This window comes from Peptacetobacter sp. AB845 (genome assembly GCF_047528295.1).
GTDB lineage: Bacteria > Bacillota > Clostridia > Peptostreptococcales > Peptostreptococcaceae > Peptacetobacter.
Genome location: NZ_CP180001.1, coordinates 330,253 through 349,000, shown reverse-complemented (window position 1 = coordinate 349,000; position 18,748 = coordinate 330,253). Strand labels below are relative to the sequence as shown.

The window sequence follows — 18,748 nt, the reverse complement described above, 5'->3', positions numbered from 1 at the left end:
GAGGGGAGGAAATTTAATTTGAAAAAAATGCTAAAAGGAATGGTATTTTACGTTCTAATGTTAGCTATAATAGTCGGCGTTATCCAGTTTACTGGAAAAGAAGTAGAAGAAGTAAAAGAAATTCCATTTTCAAAAGTATACCAAGAACTTAATGAAGGGGATATAGCCTCAATATATTTTGTGGATGATACATCTGTTGAAGGTGTACTAAAAGATAAGACAAAATTTAAATCTTATATACCATCAGAAGTAAAGAGCGAACAATTCGCAGATAAAGTTTTAGAACAGTCAAAACAGAATAAGTTAGTAATAGATGGTGAGCCAGAACCTACAACACCTTGGTTCATATCAATGCTTCCAACATTTATTATGCTTATATTCTTAGGAATACTTTGGTTCAGTTTTATGAATCAGTCTCAGGGCGGCGGTGGCAAAGTTATGAACTTTGGAAAATCTAAAGCCAAATTACACAAAGATGGAGAAGGAGAAAAAGTAACATTTGCGGATGTTGCAGGTCTTCAAGAAGAAAAAGAGGATTTACAGGAAGTTGTAGACTTCTTAAAAAATCCTAAAAAATACACACAGCTTGGAGCTAGAATACCAAAAGGTATCCTTATGGTTGGGCCTCCAGGAACAGGTAAAACATTCTTATCAAAAGCAGTAGCCGGAGAAGCTGGAGTACCATTCTTCAGTATAAGTGGTTCTGATTTCGTTGAAATGTTTGTTGGGGTAGGTGCATCTAGAGTTAGATCATTATTTGAAGATGCTAAGAAAAATGCTCCAGCGATAATATTCATAGACGAAATAGATGCTGTTGGTAGAAAAAGAGGTGCTGGTCTAGGTGGAGGACACGATGAAAGAGAACAGACACTTAACCAGTTACTAGTTGAAATGGATGGTTTCGGAATTAATCAGGGTATAATAATAATGGCTGCTACAAACAGACCTGACATACTAGACCCTGCACTTTTAAGACCAGGCAGATTTGATAGACAGGTTGTTGTTGGAACACCTGATGTTAAAGGTAGAGAAGCTATATTTAAAGTTCATTCAAGAAAGAAACCTCTAGCAGATGATGTTAGATTAGATGTATTAGCTAAGAGAACTCCAGGATTTACTCCTGCAGATATAGAAAACCTTATGAATGAAGCAGCTATATTAACTGCGAGAAAAGGTGAAAAGAAAATAAGAATGGCTACAATAGAAGAATCTATAACTAAGGTTATAGTTGGTGTAGCTAAAAAATCAAGAGTAATAAGCGACAAAGAAAAGAGACTTACTGCATACCACGAAGCAGGACATGCAGTTTGTGCACACTTACTTGAAAATGTAAGTCCGGTACATCAGGTAACTATAATACCTAGAGGTATGGCAGGTGGATTTACAATGCAGCTACCTGTAGAGGACAAATACTTTGCTACTAAGAGAGATATGGAAGAAAATATAATAGTTATGCTTGGTGGTAGGGTTGCTGAAGAGTTAGTTCTTAAAGATATATCTACTGGAGCTTCTAACGACCTTGAAAGAGTTAGTCAGACAGCTAGAGATATGGTTAAGAAATACGGTATGAGTGCTAAGATAGGACCTATGACATTTGACAGTGAAGGTGAGGTATTCTTAGGAAATAGCATATCAAACACTAGAACATACTCAGAAGAAGTTGCAAATGAAATCGACGTAGAAATAAGAAATATAATACTTGGTGCATACGAAATGACTAAGAAAATCCTATCAGAAAATATGGATAAATTAGAAAATGTTGCACAGGCGTTATTAGTATACGAAACATTAGATGCAGAAGAATTTATAAAAGCTATAGATGGAAATCTTCCATTAGATTTAGACTTAGATGAAATAGAAGAAAACAGAAAGAAAGAAGCAGGAGTAGTAGACTATGAAGCTGATTTTGTAGAAGTTAAAGATGAAACTTCTGAAACAGAAGCAACTGCAGAAATAGAATCTGATGATGAGTCTAAAATAGAATCTTCTAATGAATCAGAAAAAGTAAAAAATATTTTTGATGAGGAAGAATAATATTTATAAATAAAAAGATAAACTAGGGGGAAGGTGGATACCTTCCCTTTTTTATAATCTAAGTTTTAGATATTGGTATATAGTTTGTGGAAAGGAAGAATGAGCATGCCTAAAGATAATAGAAAGAGAATAATAGAAATGCTATCTAATTCTGGAGAAGAATTTATATCTGGAGAAAGTATTTCTAAAGAACTTGGAATTTCTAGAGCTGCTGTGTGGAAGCATATAAATTATCTAAAAGAAAATGGATATGATATAGAAGCGATAAATAAAAAAGGATATAGAATTGTAGATGTAAATTCAGATGTAATAATTCCAGAGCAGATAACTGCGAATTTAGATACGAAATTTGTAGGTCAAAATATAAAATATTTCCAAGAGATAGATTCTACAAATAATTATGCAAAAGATAATTTTGAATCTCTAAAAGATGGAACACTTATCATATCTGAGTATCAATCTGCTGGAAAGGGCAGACTCGGAAAAAACTGGCAATCAAATGTAGGAGAAGGTATATGGATGAGTCTGATGTTAAAACCAGATATACCAGTATATAAGGCTCCGTTTTTAACATTAGTTGCAGGTGCATCTATATTAAATGCGTTTAGAAATTTAGGTGTAGATGCTGAGATAAAATGGCCAAATGACATTGTATTGAACGGGCAAAAGATATGTGGAATACTTACAGAAATGGTCGCTGAGGTAGAAAAAGTTGGCTGTGTAGTTATAGGTATGGGAATAAATGTAAATACTATGTTATTTCCCGGGGAATTATCTAAAAAAGCAACATCTCTAAAAAAAGAAGGATTTGATATTAAAGGAACTGATATAATAAGGGAAATTATGAAAGAATTTGAAGAGTTATACAATTTATATATTGAAGATGGAAGCAGAGAGGATATAATAGGAATCTGTAGAAAATATTCAGTTCTTATAGGTAAAGATGTATACCTAATAAAAAAAGATCATAGAGAAAAAGTATACTGCATGGATATAAGCAATGATGGAAACCTTATAGTAAAACATAACGACGGAGAAATAGAAGAAATAATATCTGGAGAAGTATCTGTTAGAGGTCAAAATGGATATATTTAATTACTTTGTATACAATATTATTGACACATATATTTCAAGTTGTTAAAATAACTATGCTAGGGAGATATATAAGAGAAAATAATCTGATATAAATTAGAATACGAAAGAAGGAAAGATTTATGTTATTGGTGTTTGATGTGGGAAATACAAACATGGTACTAGGACTATACAATGGAGATAAACTTGAAAAACATTGGAGAATTCATACAGATAAATACAAAACTTCAGATGAATATGGAATGCTTATAAAAGATTTATTTAGACATTATGATTTAAAAATAGAGGATATAGACGATGTTATAATATCTTCTGTTGTTCCAGATGTTATGCATTCTTTAGAAAATTTTGCTAGAAAATACTGCGATAAAGAAGCTATGGTAGTAGGTCCTGGAATAAAGACAGGTCTTAATATAAAATATGATAATCCAAGACAGGTTGGAGCAGATAGAATAGTAAATGCTGTTGCAGCTATAGAAAAATACGGTTATCCATTAATAATTGTTGATTTTGGAACTGCTACTACATTCTGTGCAATATCAGAGACAGGAGAGTACTTAGGGGGAACAATAGCTCCAGGAGTTAAAATTTCAAGTGAGGCGCTATTCCAGAGAGCATCTAAGCTACCAAGGGTAGAACTTATAAAACCAGGGACTGTAATAGCTAAAAATACTGTTTCTGCAATGCAGGCAGGACTTATATATGGATATGTAGGACTTGTAGATAAAATAATTGAAATGATGAAAGATGAACTTAAAAATCAAGATGTTAAGGTAGTTGCTACTGGAGGTCTTGCAGGACTTATTTCATCGGAAACAGATAGTATAGATGAGATAGATAAATTCCTTACTTTAGAAGGACTTAGAATAATATACGAAAAAAATAAAAATAACGAATTATAAAATCAAACTTTTAAAAATAGAGGTGCTTTTAGTGCCTCTAATTTTTTTGTAGACTTGAGGGCTGTCTTATTGAAGAAGGGTAGAGTTTTGTGTTAATATAATACCATTGACTTTATGAATTTTAGATTTAAATAGAAAGGAAGTGTAATATGAGAATAGGCGATGTAGTACTTGAAAATGAAGTGTTTTTAGCACCTATGGCTGGAGTTACCGACTTAGCATTTAGACTTATTTGCAAGGAGTATGGTAGTGGCCTTTTATATACAGAGATGATAAATGCAAAGGCTCTTTGCTACGATGATGAAAAGACAAAGGGCATGCTTAAAATAGAGGAAGAAGAACATCCTGTCGCAGTTCAGATATTTGGATCTGAGCCAGAATTTATAGCAGGGGCGACAGAGATTTTAAATGAACATTCAAATGAGATATTAGATATAAATATGGGGTGTCCTGCTCCTAAAGTTGTAAAAAATGGAGATGGATCAGCATTAATGAAGACTCCACAGCTTGCAGCAAAAGTTATAGAGGCAGCAGCGAAAAAATCTAAAAAACCTGTTACAGTTAAGTTTAGAAAAGGTTGGGATGATGATAGTATAAATGCAGTAGAATTTGCAAAAATGGCAGAGGCTAGTGGTGCTCAGGCTATAACTATTCACGGAAGAACAAGGGCACAGTATTATTCTGGAACAGCGGATTGGGACATAATAGAGGAAATAAAAAATGCGGTCAAGATTCCTGTTATAGGAAATGGAGATATAGTTACAATCGAGGATGCTATAAATATAAGAAAAAAAACAGGATGCGATGCTATAATGATAGGTCGTGGTGCACAGGGAAATCCTTGGATATTTAATAGAATAAATCACTATATGAAAACAGGAGAAATACTTCCCGAACCAACAGCAGAAGAAAAAATAAGAACTGCAATAAAGCACTTCAATCTTGCAATTAAAGAAGATGGAGAGTATGTAGCTGTAAGAGAAATGAGAAAACATTTGGGTTGGTACTTAAAGGGAATGAAAAAATCTGCAAGGCTTAGAGACGAAATAAATAAGCTAGAATCAGCTGATGAAGTGGTAGGTAGATTAGAGGCTTATATAGCTGAATCCTTGACATAATGCGAATATTAGCCTATAATATAGCGGATAAAGTAAAATAATGGCGATTTAATACCCATTTAAAATAAATAGAAAATTTAATAACATTTACGAGAAGGAGTTTAATAAGAAAAATGGAAGCAAATAAAGAAATATTATTAACTCAGGAAGGTTTTGACAAACTAGAAGCTGAGCTTGAAGAATTAAAAATAGTTGGTAGAAAAGATGTTGCTGAAAAGCTAAAAGTAGCTATATCATACGGAGATTTATCAGAAAATGCTGAGTACGATGAAGCTAAAAAAGAACAGGCTGAATTAGAAGAAAAAATATTAAAAATAGAAAACATGATAAGAAAGGCAACTATAATAGATGAAGAATCTATAGATTTAAGTAAAGTAACTGCAGGATCAATAGTAAAACTTTACGATTATGATTTTGAAGAAGAAGTTACTTATACTATAGTTGGTTCAACAGAAGCAGATCCATTTGCAGGTAAAATATCAAATGAATCTCCAATAGGAAAAGCTATACTAGGAAAATCTGAAGGTGATGAAGTAGAAGTTCAGATTCCAGATGGAGTAGCTAAATACAAAATACTATCAATAAGCAGATAATAAATTTATAAATAGTAAATATAAGTAATAAAAAATATAAATGGAGGTGCACTATGAGCAATAATAAAAATACTGAAGCAAATGTAGAAATGACTAATGAAGAATTAAGTGAAGTGCTTCAGGTAAGAAGAGACAAACTAGCTAATTTACAGGAAATGGGAAGAGATCCATTCAAAGAAAGTAGATACGATAGAACACATTATTCTGTACAGGTAAAAGAAGGATTCGAAGCTTTAGAAGGGGAAACTGTTAAAATTGCTGGACGTATGATGAGCAAGAGAATACAGGGTAAAGCAGGATTCATAGATATACAGGATGCTGAAGGAAGAATACAGTCTTACGTTAGAAAAGATAGACTAGGTGATGAAGAATACGATATATTCAAAACTTATGATATAGGTGATATAGTTGGTATAGAAGGTGAAGTATTCATAACTAAAAGAGGAGAAATATCAGTAAAAGCAAATAAAGTTACTTTATTATCTAAATCTTTACAGATACTACCAGAAAAATACCACGGATTAAAAGACCAGGAATTAAGATATAGACAGAGATATGTTGACCTTATAGTTAATCCAGAAGTTAAGGATGCTTTCATAACAAGAACTAAAGCTCTTAAAGCTTTAAGATCTTACTTAGATGATAGAGGATTCTTAGAAGTTGAAACTCCAATATTAAATACAATAGCTGGTGGAGCAAATGCTAGACCTTTCATAACTCACCACAATACTTTACATATACCAATGTATTTAAGAATAGCTAACGAATTATACTTAAAAAGATTAATCGTTGGTGGATTTGATAAAGTTTACGAAATGGGAAGAATGTTCAGAAATGAAGGTATGGACATGAAACACAACCCAGAGTACACAGCTATAGAATTATACCAGGCTTATGCTGACTTTACAGATATGATGGAAATAGCTGAAAATCTTATAGCTCATATGGCAGAAGTTGCTACAGGAAGCACAAAAGTAGTTTACCAGGGTAAAGAAATAGACTTCAAACCACCTTGGAAGAGAATGACTATGATAGAATGTGTTAAAGAATATTCTGGAGTAGACTTTAATGAAATAAATACTGATGAAGAAGCTATAGCTATAGCTAAAGAAAAAGGTATAGAAGTTAAACCGGGAATGAGAAGAGGGGAAATAATAGCTGAATTCTTTGAAGAATTTGGTGAAGATAAATTAGTGCAGCCTACATTTATAACACACCATCCAGTTGAAATATCTCCATTATCTAAGAGAAATAATGAAGATCCAAGACTTACTGACAGATTTGAAGCATTTGCTAATGGTTGGGAGCTTGCTAATGCATTCTCTGAACTTAACGACCCAATCGACCAGAAAGGTAGATTTATGGACCAGTTAAGAAAGAAAGAGCTTGGAGATGACGAAGCTTGTGATATGGACGAAGATTTCTTAAATGCTCTTGAAGTAGGTCTTCCTCCAACAGGTGGACTAGGAATAGGTATAGATAGAGTTATAATGCTTCTTACTGATTCAACATCAATAAGAGACGTATTATTGTTCCCTACTATGAAACCAATAGAAAAACAGGAAGAATCTGCTGAATAATATATTTTGGATTTAAATTTGTATATTATTTTTAGAATTGTTTTAGAAAAGTAGAATATTTTTTGATGATAATTACGAAGGACTATTTAATTTTATGATTAGATAGTCCTTTTTTAATTTTTATATAGCCTTTATATGACAAATTTAAATGATAATATTTTGGTTGAAATATATATTTTAGCGAGTAAAATGCAAAAATTAGTGAGTAGAATATAAAAAAATATGTGAATTTAAATAAATTAAATTTATATATTGTTATATCGTGAAATTGAAAAATACGAACAAAGAATTAAATTTATTTTTAAATATAAATAGTGATATGAAATATAAAAGTATATTAAAAATTAATGAACGTAAAAAATATAAAAGTAAAAAAATATTAAAAAAAAGTTTAAAAAAGTGTTGACGATATAAATTAAAGGTGATATTATAATACTTGTCCTTGAGAGAGAGGGCAGTGAGATAGAAAATGAACTTTGAAAACTGAACAGCAGATATATTTAGTTCGAATAAATAATTCGAACGCCATACAAACCATGCCAGATATTTTGAGATAACATCTGAGCGGATTCAACATTGTAGAAATTTTATTTGAGCGATGGATATTTCGAATGAGAATGAGAAATATCATCGGCGACATAAATTTTCTTCGAAAATTTATTTTTGAGAGTTTGATCCTGGCTCAGGATGAACGCTGGCGGCGTGCCTAACACATGCAAGTCGAGCGATTCTCTTCGGAGAAGAGCGGCGGACGGGTGAGTAACGCGTGGGTAACCTGCCCTGTACACACGGATAACATACCGAAAGGTATGCTAATACGGGATAATATATAAGAGTCGCATGACTTTTATATCAAAGATTTTTCGGTACAGGATGGACCCGCGTCTGATTAGCTTGTTGGCGGGGTAACGGCCCACCAAGGCGACGATCAGTAGCCGACCTGAGAGGGTGATCGGCCACATTGGAACTGAGACACGGTCCAAACTCCTACGGGAGGCAGCAGTGGGGAATATTGCACAATGGGCGCAAGCCTGATGCAGCAACGCCGCGTGAGCGATGAAGGCCTTCGGGTCGTAAAGCTCTGTCCTCAAGGAAGATAATGACGGTACTTGAGGAGGAAGCCCCGGCTAACTACGTGCCAGCAGCCGCGGTAATACGTAGGGGGCTAGCGTTATCCGGATTTACTGGGCGTAAAGGGTGCGTAGGCGGTCTTTCAAGTCAGGAGTTAAAGGCTACGGCTCAACCGTAGTAAGCTCCTGATACTGTCTGACTTGAGTGCAGGAGAGGAAAGCGGAATTCCCAGTGTAGCGGTGAAATGCGTAGATATTGGGAGGAACACCAGTAGCGAAGGCGGCTTTCTGGACTGTAACTGACGCTGAGGCACGAAAGCGTGGGGAGCAAACAGGATTAGATACCCTGGTAGTCCACGCTGTAAACGATGAGTACTAGGTGTCGGAGGTTACCCCCTTCGGTGCCGCAGCTAACGCATTAAGTACTCCGCCTGGGGAGTACGCACGCAAGTGTGAAACTCAAAGGAATTGACGGGGACCCGCACAAGTAGCGGAGCATGTGGTTTAATTCGAAGCAACGCGAAGAACCTTACCTAGGCTTGACATCCTTCTGACCGAGGACTAATCTCCTCTTTCCCTCCGGGGACAGAAGTGACAGGTGGTGCATGGTTGTCGTCAGCTCGTGTCGTGAGATGTTGGGTTAAGTCCCGCAACGAGCGCAACCCTTGTCTTTAGTTGCCATCATTTAGTTGGGCACTCTAGAGAGACTGCCAGGGATAACCTGGAGGAAGGTGGGGATGACGTCAAATCATCATGCCCCTTATGCCTAGGGCTACACACGTGCTACAATGGGTGGTACAGAGGGCAGCCAAGCCGTGAGGTGGAGCAAATCCCTTAAAGCCATTCTCAGTTCGGATTGTAGGCTGAAACTCGCCTACATGAAGCTGGAGTTACTAGTAATCGCAGATCAGAATGCTGCGGTGAATGCGTTCCCGGGTCTTGTACACACCGCCCGTCACACCATGGGAGTTGGAGACACCCGAAGCCGACTATCTAACCTTTTGGGAGAAGTCGTCGAAGGTGGAATCAATAACTGGGGTGAAGTCGTAACAAGGTAGCCGTATCGGAAGGTGCGGCTGGATCACCTCCTTTCTAGGGAGAATTATCTGCTGTTCAGTTTTGAAAGTTTATACAAACTTAATATGGGGGTGTAGCTCAGTTGGGAGAGCACTTGCCTTGCAAGCAAGGGGTCAGGAGTTCGAATCTCCTCATCTCCACCATTTGTACTTTGAAAACTACATATATATTATGATATGACATCATTTATTTCCTTAATGTGATAAATAAGGACGATAACCTTATAAAAAAATATCAACTGTAACTGGTCAAGTTATTAAGGGTGCAGGGCGGATGCCTTGGCACCGGGAGCCGATGAAGGACGTGATAAGCTGCGATAAGCTATGGGGAGTTGCACGTAAACTTTGATCCATAGATTTCCGAATGAGGAAACTCACCATGAGTAATGTCATGGTATCTTCGAGTGAATACATAGCTCGTTGAGGGGAACTCGGGGAACTGAAACATCTAAGTACCCGAAGGAAGAGAAAGAAATTCGATTCCGCTAGTAGCGGCGAGCGAACGCGGAACAGCCCAAACCTAAGAAGTTCGCTTCTTAGGGGTTGCGGACATATCATCAGGAAGAGGTTATTACAGACGAAGAGTTTTGGAAAGCTCCGCCACAGAAGGTAACAGCCCTGTAGTCGAAGTGAGAAGACTTCCGATATGATCCAGAGTACCACGGGACACGTGAAACCCCGTGGGAAGCAGGAGGGACCACCCTCCAAGGCTAAATACTACCCGGTGACCGATAGCGCATAGTACCGTGAGGGAAAGGTGAAAAGAACCCCGGGAGGGGAGTGAAATAGAACCTGAAACCCTGTACTTACAAACTGTGGAAGCACATTTCTTGTGTGACCGCGTACTTTTTGTAGAACGGGCCAACGAGTTACGTTATGCAGCAAGGTTAAGTACTTCAAGTATGCAGCCGCAGCGAAAGCGAGTTTTAACTGAGCGTTTAGTTGCATGACGTAGACCCGAAACCGGGTGACCTATCCATGAGCAGGTTGAAGCGAAAGTAAAATTTCGTGGAGGACCGAACCCACGAGCGTTGAAAAGCTCGGGGATGACTTGTGGATAGCGGTGAAATTCCAATCGAACCCGGAGATAGCTGGTTCTCCCCGAAATAGCTTTAGGGCTAGCCTCAGATTCAGAGATACGGAGGTAGAGCACTGAATGTCCTAGGGGGTATTGCACCTACCGAAGACTATCAAACTCCGAATGCCGTCATCTTTTATCTGGGAGTCAGACCGTGGGTGATAAGATTCACGGTCGAGAGGGCAACAGCCCAGACCGTCGGCTAAGGTCCCCAAATGTAGGTTAAGTGGTAAAGGATGTGGGATTGCACAGACAACCAGGATGTTGGCTTAGAAGCAGCCACTCATTCAAAGAGTGCGTAATAGCTCACTGGTCGAGTGATCCTGCGCCGAAGATTTCCGGGGCTAAAACCTACTACCGAAGTCACGGCATCATTTATGATGGGTAGGGGAGCTTTCTTTACTGGGCAGAAGCATGACCGTAAGGACATGTGGACTGTAAAGAAGTGAGAATGTTGGCATGAGTAGCGAGATGTGGGTGAGAATCCCACAGGCCGTAAACCCAAGGTTTCCAGGGGAAGGTTCGTCCTCCCTGGGTTAGTCGGGACCTAAGCCGAGGCCGAAAGGCGTAGGTGATGGACAACAGGTTGAAATTCCTGTACCGCCAATAAGCGTTTGAGAAATGGGATGACACAGTAGGACAGGATGAGCGTGCTGTTGGTTATGCACGTCCAAGCACTGAGGCAGTATCCGGAGGCAAATCCACGGATACAATGCTGGGGTGTGACGGGGAGCGAAATTTAGTAGCGAAGCATCTGCATTCACACTGTCGAGAAAAGTCTCTATCGAGTTTAAAGGCGCCCGTACCGCAAACCGACACAGGTGGGTGAGGAGAGTATCCTAAGGCCAGCGAGAGAACTGTTGTTAAGGAACTCGGCAAAATGACCCCGTAACTTAGGGATAAGGGGTGCCATCGAAAGATGGCCGCAGAGAATAGGCCCAAGCGACTGTTTACCAAAAACATAGGTTTCTGCTAAGTCGCAAGACGATGTATAGGAGCTGACGCCTGCCCGGTGCTGGAAGGTTAAGGGGATCTGTTAGAGCAATCGAAGCAGTGAACTTAAGCCCCAGTAAACGGCGGCCGTAACTATAACGGTCCTAAGGTAGCGAAATTCCTTGTCGGGTAAGTTCCGACCCGCACGAAAGGCGTAACGATTTGGGCACTGTCTCAACAACAGACTCGGTGAAATTGTAATTCCGGTGAAGATGCCGGATACCTGCGACAGGACGGAAAGACCCCATGGAGCTTTACTGTAGCTTGGCATTGGGTCTTGGTACTACATGTACAGCATAGGTGGGAGGCTTTGATTCCAGGACGCCAGTTTTGGATGAGCCACCGTTGGGATACCACCCCTGTAGTACTGGGACTCTAACCAGAGACCTTGAATCAGGTCTTGGGACACTGTCAGGCGGGCAGTTTGACTGGGGCGGTCGCCTCCCAAAAGGTAACGGAGGCGCTCAAAGGTTCTCTCAGCACGGTCGGAAATCGTGCACAGAGTGTAAAGGCATAAGAGAGCTTGATTGCAAGACATACAGGTCGAGCAAGGACGAAAGTCGGACTTAGTGATCCGGTGGTTCTGAGTGGAAGGGCCATCGCTCAACGGATAAAAGCTACCCTGGGGATAACAGGCTTATCTCCCCCAAGAGTCCACATCGACGGGGAGGTTTGGCACCTCGATGTCGGCTCATCACATCCTGGGGCTGTAGTAGGTCCCAAGGGTTGGGCTGTTCGCCCATTAAAGTGGTACGCGAGCTGGGTTCAGAACGTCGTGAGACAGTTCGGTCCCTATCCGTCGCAGGCGTAGGAAATTTGAGAGGATCTGCCCTTAGTACGAGAGGACCGGGGTGGACGTACCGCTGGTGTACCAGTTGTCTCGCCAGAGGCATGGCTGGGTAGCTATGTACGGAACGGATAAGCGCTGAAAGCATCTAAGCGCGAAGCCAGCCTCAAGATAAGATTTCCCATTCCTCGGAAGTAAGACCCCATGAAGACTACGTGGTTGATAGGTCGGAGGTGGAAGTGCAGTAATGTATGTAGCTTACCGATACTAATAGGTCGAGGACTTGACCAAGAAAATATTTGGTAATTTGATTAATATGTATGTAGTTTTCAGAGTACAATCTCTGAAAATAAAGATTATGTGGTTATTATAGAAGAGAGGATACACCTGTTCCCATTCCGAACACAGAAGTTAAGCTCTCTATCGCTGATGGTACTTGGGGCGAAGGCCCCTGGGAGAGTAGGACGTAGCCACGTAATCTTTTTTTATTGTAATGAATTCTTGAATTATATGATTCAAGGAAAATATAAAGATATAAATATAATAATGAATAAAAAAATCCTCTTGATAAAAACAAGAGGATTTTTTATTCTATTTAATAATTATTTACTAAGCAAATATAGATTTTACAAATTCTTCTAGTCTATCCATTGCAGACATGAAAGTTTCTTCGCTACAAGCATAAGATATACGCATATAGTTGTCTAATCCAAATGCTATACCAGGAACTCCAGCGACATGATATTTATTAAGAAGCTCTTCACAGAACTCTATTGAGAAACTTTCTTTCCAATCGTATTTTTCTGCAACTTCACTTAAATCTATGAACATATAGAATGCTCCAGATGGCTGTATGTATGAAACATGGTCTATAGCGTCAAGTCTTTCAACAAGCATATCTCTTCTTGATTTGTAAACACTTACCATGTGTTTTATATCTTCTTCGCACTCAACTAATGCTCCATATCCTATATACTGAGCAGTTAGACAAGGATGAGAAACTAAATGTCCCTGTATAGAGCTCATAGCTTTTGCAACTTCTTTATTAGATGCAGTGTATCCAAGTCTAAGACCTGTCATAGCAACTGATTTTGCAAATCCATTTATAGTTATTGTTATGTCTTTTGCTTCTTCAGAAAGAGATGCTACAGAAGTAAATCCATCGACATAGCAAATTCTTTCGTATATTTCGTCTGCTAATATGAATATTTCTTTTTCAATACATACATTAACTATGTCTATTAACTCTTCTTTTGTATATACGTTTCCTGTTGGATTAGAAGGGTTAGTAAGGATAAGCATTTTTGATTTTTCAGTTATAGCAGCTTCTAATTCTTCTTTAGTTAGTTTAAATCCATTTTCTCTTTTTGTATCTATGAATTTTGGAACTGCACCAGTAAGTTTAACCATTTCTGGATAACTTACCCAATATGGTTTAGGGATAAGAACTTCCTCTCCTGGGTTAGTTACTGCAAGAAGTGCATTAGCTATAGAGTTTTTTGCACCACTAGATAATACTATTTCATCTATTGTGTAATCACAATTATTTTCTCTTTTTAGTTTTTTTACAATTTCTTCTCTAAGTATTTTAAGTCCTGGAACAAGATCGTATTTAGTGCAATCTTCATCTAATGATTTTTTTCCGTATGCTTTTGCTTTTTCTGGTACTGTGAAGTCTGGTTCACCGATGCTTAGGTTTAGTACGTCTATTCCATTTGCTTTCATTTCTTTTACTTTTGAACTTATTCCTATCGTAAACGACGGTGTTAGTGTGTCTAATTTTGTTGCTAGTTTCATTTTAACTTCCTCCTTTATGATAAGCAGCCTTATTTTTAGTTTTAGTTTATTTTGTTATGTTTTATGTAAATTTTTGACTGTTTATTTTGTTTTTTAAAAATTTGCTTACTTTATATAATATATTATTTTAAGGGATATATCTATAGTTTGGGAAATTTTTTTGAAATATAAGGAAATTTGTAACCTAGAGAATAAAATAAAAAGAAGTGAAAGTGTTTTTTAATGAATAAACAGATAGATTTTTCAGAAAATATGTAATATAATAAAACTAAATAGTGTTTGTAAAAAAATTAAAATGGGCAAAAAAATAACTTGCCTAAAAGCAAGTTTATAATTTTATTTTGCTGCACAATGCAGGCAAACGATTTGAAAAAATTTTATTTGAACTTTTGATGTAATTTTAGATACTTTTAGTATATATTATATTGCGTTAGATGTCAAATAGAAAAATGGATTATCATTAAAAATAGAAGGGGGAAGAAAGATGGCTAAAGAATATTTCTTAGGGTTAGATATTGGAACTAGTTCACTTGGTTGGGCAGTTACCGATACAAATTATAAGATATTAAGAGCTAAAGGAAAAAATCTAATAGGTGTAAGATTATTTGAAGAAGGAAAAACAGCAGAAGAAAGAAGGCTATTTAGATCTAGCAGAAGAAGAACTGCCAGAAGAAAAGAAAGAATAAAACTTTTACAAGAATTATTTGCTGAGGAGATAAATAAGATAGACCCAACATTCTTCCAAAGACTAAAAGAGAGTAAATATTATTTAGAGGATAAAACTGATAAAGATTGTCCGTTTGCATTATTTAATGACGAAGGATTTACAGATAAAGAATATCATGAAAAATACCCTACAATATATCATCTTCGCAAAGATTTAATTGAAAGTGATGAAAAGAAAGATATTAGACTTATATATCTGGCAATACATAATATCATAAAAAATAGAGGTCATTTCTTATTAGGAGATAAGAATATAGATGCTGTAAAAAGCTTTGAAGATGCTAAGAATAGTTTTGTAGAAGCATTTGCAGAAATAGGGATAGAAATAGAGATTTTAAATGAAGATAGATTTGAAAATACACTAAAAGATAGTTCTCTAAATAAAAGGGATAAATTTAAAAATTTAAATGATGATATAGCTATAAAGTATGAAGATAAAATAGAGCTAAAAGATAAGGAAAAGAAAGTAAAGGAATTATTAAAACTATTAACTGGTCAAAATACTAATATAAAAAAAGGATTTGATAATGAAGAGCTAGTTAATGAATCTGGAAAAGATATATCAATAACATTTGATAGTGATAGTTATGAACAGGATTTAGAAGAAATAGAAAATTTACTTACTGAAAGTGAAATGAACTTCTTAGAAGGAATTAAAAAAACTTATGATTGGTCTATATTAGCTAATATATTAAATGGGGAAAGTTATTTATCTGATGCAAAAGTTGCTACTTATGAAAAACATAAAAAAGACTTAGAAGATTTAAAAAATGTAATAAAAAAATATGCACCAGATGAATATAAAAAAATGTTCTCTGAACTAGATGATAAAAAAGCAAATTATGTAAGATATACAGGTCATTATATAGTAAATAAAAAGAAAGTATATCCAGGGAAAAAAGTAACACAAGAAGAATTTTGTAAAAATGTATTATCAATATTAAAGAAAATAAAGCATAAAGATCCTATTATAGATAGGATAATGGATGAATGTGAAAAACTTACATTTATGCCAAAACAAATAGATAAAAGAAATGGAGTACTTCCATATCAACTTCATCAGGAGGAGTTAAAAAAGATAATTACAAATGCTGAGAAGTACTACAATTTTTTAAATGAAAAAGATAGCAATGGCTATGTAACAAAAGAAAAGATAGAAAAATTGCTAACATTTAGAATACCATATTACGTTGGGCCTTTAAATGACAAGCATAAAGAAAGTGGATTCTGTTGGATAGAAAAGAAATCAAACGAAAAAATATATCCATGGAATTTTGATGATGTGGTAGATAAAGATAAGAGTGCAGAAAACTTTATTATGAGAATGACTAATAAATGTACTTATTTAGTAGGGGAGGATGTGCTTCCTAATCAATCTATTTTGTATAGTAAGTTTAGAGTATTAAATGAATTGAATAACTTAAAAATAAATGGTGAAAAGCCAGATGTTGAAGTTAAAAAGAAAATTTATAATGAACTATTCCTTACAGGAAAATCTGTAACTACTAAAAAGATAAAATCTTTTTATAAGAAAGAATTTGGAATAGATGTGGAAGTATCTGGTATAGATGGAGATTTTAAAAATAAAATGGATTCGTATGCAAAGATGAAGTCTATACTAGAAGACTTAGACTCAAATTTAGAAACATTAAAAATGGCAGAAAATATAATTTTATGGTCTACAGTTCTTGGTAGCGAAAAGAAAATGCTTAGAAAGAAAATAAAAGCAACTTATCCAGAATTAGAAAAAGAGGATAAAAAATTAGAAAAATTAGTGGCAATTAACTTTACAGGTTGGGGAAGATTATCTAAAAAATTCCTAACAGGAATTAAAGCAAATATAGATGGAAATAACGATATAAGTATAATAGAAGCTATGGAGGAAACAAATTACAATCTAATGCAGCTATTATCAAATCAGTTTGAGTTTATAGAAATTATAAATAAACACAATAATAATTTAAATGAAGATTTAGATATAAATAATTTAGATTATGATAGTTTAATGGAAGATTTATATGCATCTCCAGCGGTAAAAAGATCTATATGGCAGACAATTTTAGTAGTCAAGGAAATACAGGAAGTAATGGGTTGTGAACCAAAGAGAATATTTGTAGAAATGCCTAGACAAGAAGGAGATAAGAAAAGAACAGAATCAAGAAAAAATGCGTTTATAGAGTGCTACAAAAAATGTAAAGAAGAAGAACATGAATATATAAGAGAATTTAAAAGTAGTGGAATGATTGAAAAATTAGAAACTATGGAAGAAAGTAGATTAAGAAGTAAAAAACTTTATTTATATTACACTCAGATGGGAAGAGATATGTATACAGGAGAAAGAATAGAATTATCTCAGCTATTTACAACTGATTACGATATAGACCATATCTATCCTAGATCTAAAACAAAAGATGATAGTATAACTAAAAACTTAGTATTAGTTAAAAAAACTGAGAATAGTAGAAAATCTGATGAATATCCTCTAAAAGCTGAAGTACAAAACAAACAAAAGGCATTTTGGGATATTTTAAAATCAAAGGGACTAATAACATCAGAAAAATACAAGAGATTGACAAGAAAAGATGCACTTACTAGTGAAGAACTAGCATCTTTCATAGAGAGACAGATAGTATTTACAGGACAGAGTACAAAAGCTGTTGCAAGCATACTAGGTAAGATAATGAAAGAATGTGAAATAGTTTATACAAAGGCAGAAAATACATCTGATTTTAGAAAAGAAGTAATTGATTTTGTAAAAGTAAGGGAACTTAATGACTTACATCATGCTCATGATGCGTATCTAGCTATAGTAGTTGGAAATGTGTATCATGTTAAATTTACTAGAAATGCATTGAGATTTATAAACTCTAGAGGAAAATATAATCTTTATAGAATGTATGATTATGATGTTAAGACAAAAGATGAGGTGGCTTGGATTGCAGATAGAAAAGATGAAAATGGTAATGTAATTGAAGGAACTAAAAAAACAGTAAGAGAGATGCTATCTAAAGGTGGAATACTATTTACTAGATATTCATACGTTGTAAAAGGTGGATTATTTGATCAAAATATAATAAATAAAGGTCAAAGTGGAAGTGGTAAAGGATATTTACCTATAAAATCTAATAAAAATGAGTATTTATCTGTTGAAAAATATGGTGGATATAATAAGGCAACAGGAGCTTTCTTTGCTTACGTAGAAAGTGATGATAAAAAAGGCAATAAAATGAGAACTCTAGAAAGTATACCATTATATGTTGTTATGAATTCAAAAGATGAGCTTAAAGATATTAAAGAATATATAAAAGGAAATGAAGAACTGAAAAATCCAGTAATACTTATTCCTAAGATAAAAATAAATAGTTTGTTTGAAATAGATGGTTATCCACTTCATATATCTGGAAGAATGGTGGATAGAATTGTATTAAAGAGTGCTGTACAATTACGAGTTGATAATGAAACTGGAAATTATTTAAAACAAATTATAAAATATGCTAATAATACAAAAGTAGATTTAAATATGGAAGAAAAACTAAAAATTGAATATATAAAAAATATAGATATATACAATGAATTATATCTTAAATTAAAAAATACCGTCTACTCAAAGAGACCTTCTGTAAAAAAAGCTATAGAATCATTAGAAAAAGGTAAAGAAAGATTTAAGGAACTTAGTATTTATAATCAATGTATATTATTAAAAAACTTACTAAAAATATTTACAACAACAGGAGAAGGAATTGATTTAAGGTTAATAGGAGCTTCAAAAGAAACAAGTAAATTAACAATACTTAAAAAATTATCTAATAATGAAAAAGTAATACTAATAAATCAATCTCCAACAGGACTTTTCGAAAGAAGAATAGACCTTCTACAGGATACAGAGAAATTCTTTAAATAAA

Annotated in this window: 8 protein-coding genes, 1 tRNA gene and 3 rRNA genes; 11 read left to right on the top strand and 1 reads right to left on the bottom strand. The window is 35.2% G+C overall.

The annotated features are described in order from the left end of the window. Positions 1-18 precede the first annotated feature (18 nt). From ftsH to rrf, 10 genes are all read left to right on the top strand, one after another. Positions 19-2,034, top strand: a complete 2,016-nt coding sequence (gene ftsH / locus ACK2WO_RS01535) for an ATP-dependent zinc metalloprotease FtsH (protein ID WP_414698206.1) — start codon at positions 19-21, stop codon at positions 2,032-2,034. Positions 2,035-2,139: 105 nt separating this feature from the next. Then, a complete protein-coding gene (locus ACK2WO_RS01530) occupies positions 2,140-3,129 on the top strand; it encodes a biotin--[acetyl-CoA-carboxylase] ligase (RefSeq protein ID WP_414698205.1) in 990 nt (329 codons plus the stop codon). A gap of 119 nt (positions 3,130-3,248) precedes the next feature. Further along, positions 3,249-4,028, top strand: a complete 780-nt coding sequence (locus ACK2WO_RS01525) for a type III pantothenate kinase (RefSeq protein ID WP_178411894.1) — start codon at positions 3,249-3,251, stop codon at positions 4,026-4,028. A 149-nt stretch (positions 4,029-4,177) separates the two neighbouring features. Then, positions 4,178-5,146, top strand: coding sequence for a tRNA dihydrouridine synthase DusB (gene dusB, locus ACK2WO_RS01520; RefSeq protein WP_414698204.1), 969 nt, complete (start codon positions 4,178-4,180; stop codon positions 5,144-5,146). Between the two features lie 113 nt (positions 5,147-5,259). After that, positions 5,260-5,739 carry a transcription elongation factor GreA gene (gene greA, locus ACK2WO_RS01515; protein WP_414698203.1) on the top strand — a complete coding sequence of 160 codons (480 nt, stop codon included), beginning with the start codon at positions 5,260-5,262 and terminating at the stop codon, positions 5,737-5,739. Between the two features lie 53 nt (positions 5,740-5,792). Next, positions 5,793-7,319 carry a lysine--tRNA ligase gene (gene lysS / locus ACK2WO_RS01510; protein ID WP_414698202.1) on the top strand — a complete coding sequence of 509 codons (1,527 nt, stop codon included), beginning with the start codon at positions 5,793-5,795 and terminating at the stop codon, positions 7,317-7,319. Between the two features lie 659 nt (positions 7,320-7,978). Then, a 16S ribosomal RNA gene (locus ACK2WO_RS01505) occupies positions 7,979-9,481 on the top strand. A 52-nt stretch (positions 9,482-9,533) separates the two neighbouring features. Further along, positions 9,534-9,609 (top strand) — tRNA-Ala (locus ACK2WO_RS01500). A gap of 103 nt (positions 9,610-9,712) precedes the next feature. Further along, positions 9,713-12,614 (top strand): 23S ribosomal RNA (locus ACK2WO_RS01495). 68 nt (positions 12,615-12,682) lie between these two features. Beyond that, positions 12,683-12,799 (top strand): 5S ribosomal RNA (rrf, locus tag ACK2WO_RS01490). The 16S, 23S and 5S rRNA genes sit together here with 1 tRNA gene alongside, the layout of an rRNA operon. Positions 12,800-12,932: 133 nt before the next feature. On the opposite strand, the gene ACK2WO_RS01485 is transcribed toward rrf, so the two are convergent. Further along, positions 12,933-14,120, bottom strand: coding sequence for a pyridoxal phosphate-dependent aminotransferase (locus ACK2WO_RS01485; protein ID WP_414698201.1), 1,188 nt, complete (start codon positions 14,118-14,120; stop codon positions 12,933-12,935). A gap of 484 nt (positions 14,121-14,604) precedes the next feature. On the opposite strand from ACK2WO_RS01485, the gene cas9 reads away from it, so the two are divergent. Then, the gene (cas9, locus tag ACK2WO_RS01480) at positions 14,605-18,747 is read left to right on the top strand and encodes a type II CRISPR RNA-guided endonuclease Cas9 (RefSeq protein WP_414698200.1); all 4,143 of its coding nucleotides are present in this window, start codon (positions 14,605-14,607) and stop codon (positions 18,745-18,747) included. Position 18,748: the final 1 nt, after the last annotated feature.

What these genes read in the sequence shown, in the direction of transcription:
- dusB (WP_414698204.1), top strand. Translation starts at nt 4,178, where the DNA reads ATGAGAATAGGCGATGTAGTACTTGAAAATGAAGTGTTTTTAGCACCT.
- greA (WP_414698203.1), top strand. Translation starts at nt 5,260, where the DNA reads ATGGAAGCAAATAAAGAAATATTATTAACTCAGGAAGGTTTTGACAAA.
- cas9 (WP_414698200.1), top strand. Translation starts at nt 14,605, where the DNA reads ATGGCTAAAGAATATTTCTTAGGGTTAGATATTGGAACTAGTTCACTT.
- ACK2WO_RS01485 (WP_414698201.1), bottom strand. Translation starts at nt 14,120, where the DNA reads ATGAAACTAGCAACAAAATTAGACACACTAACACCGTCGTTTACGATA.
- ACK2WO_RS01530 (WP_414698205.1), top strand. Translation starts at nt 2,140, where the DNA reads ATGCCTAAAGATAATAGAAAGAGAATAATAGAAATGCTATCTAATTCT.
- lysS (WP_414698202.1), top strand. Translation starts at nt 5,793, where the DNA reads ATGAGCAATAATAAAAATACTGAAGCAAATGTAGAAATGACTAATGAA.
- ACK2WO_RS01525 (WP_178411894.1), top strand. Translation starts at nt 3,249, where the DNA reads ATGTTATTGGTGTTTGATGTGGGAAATACAAACATGGTACTAGGACTA.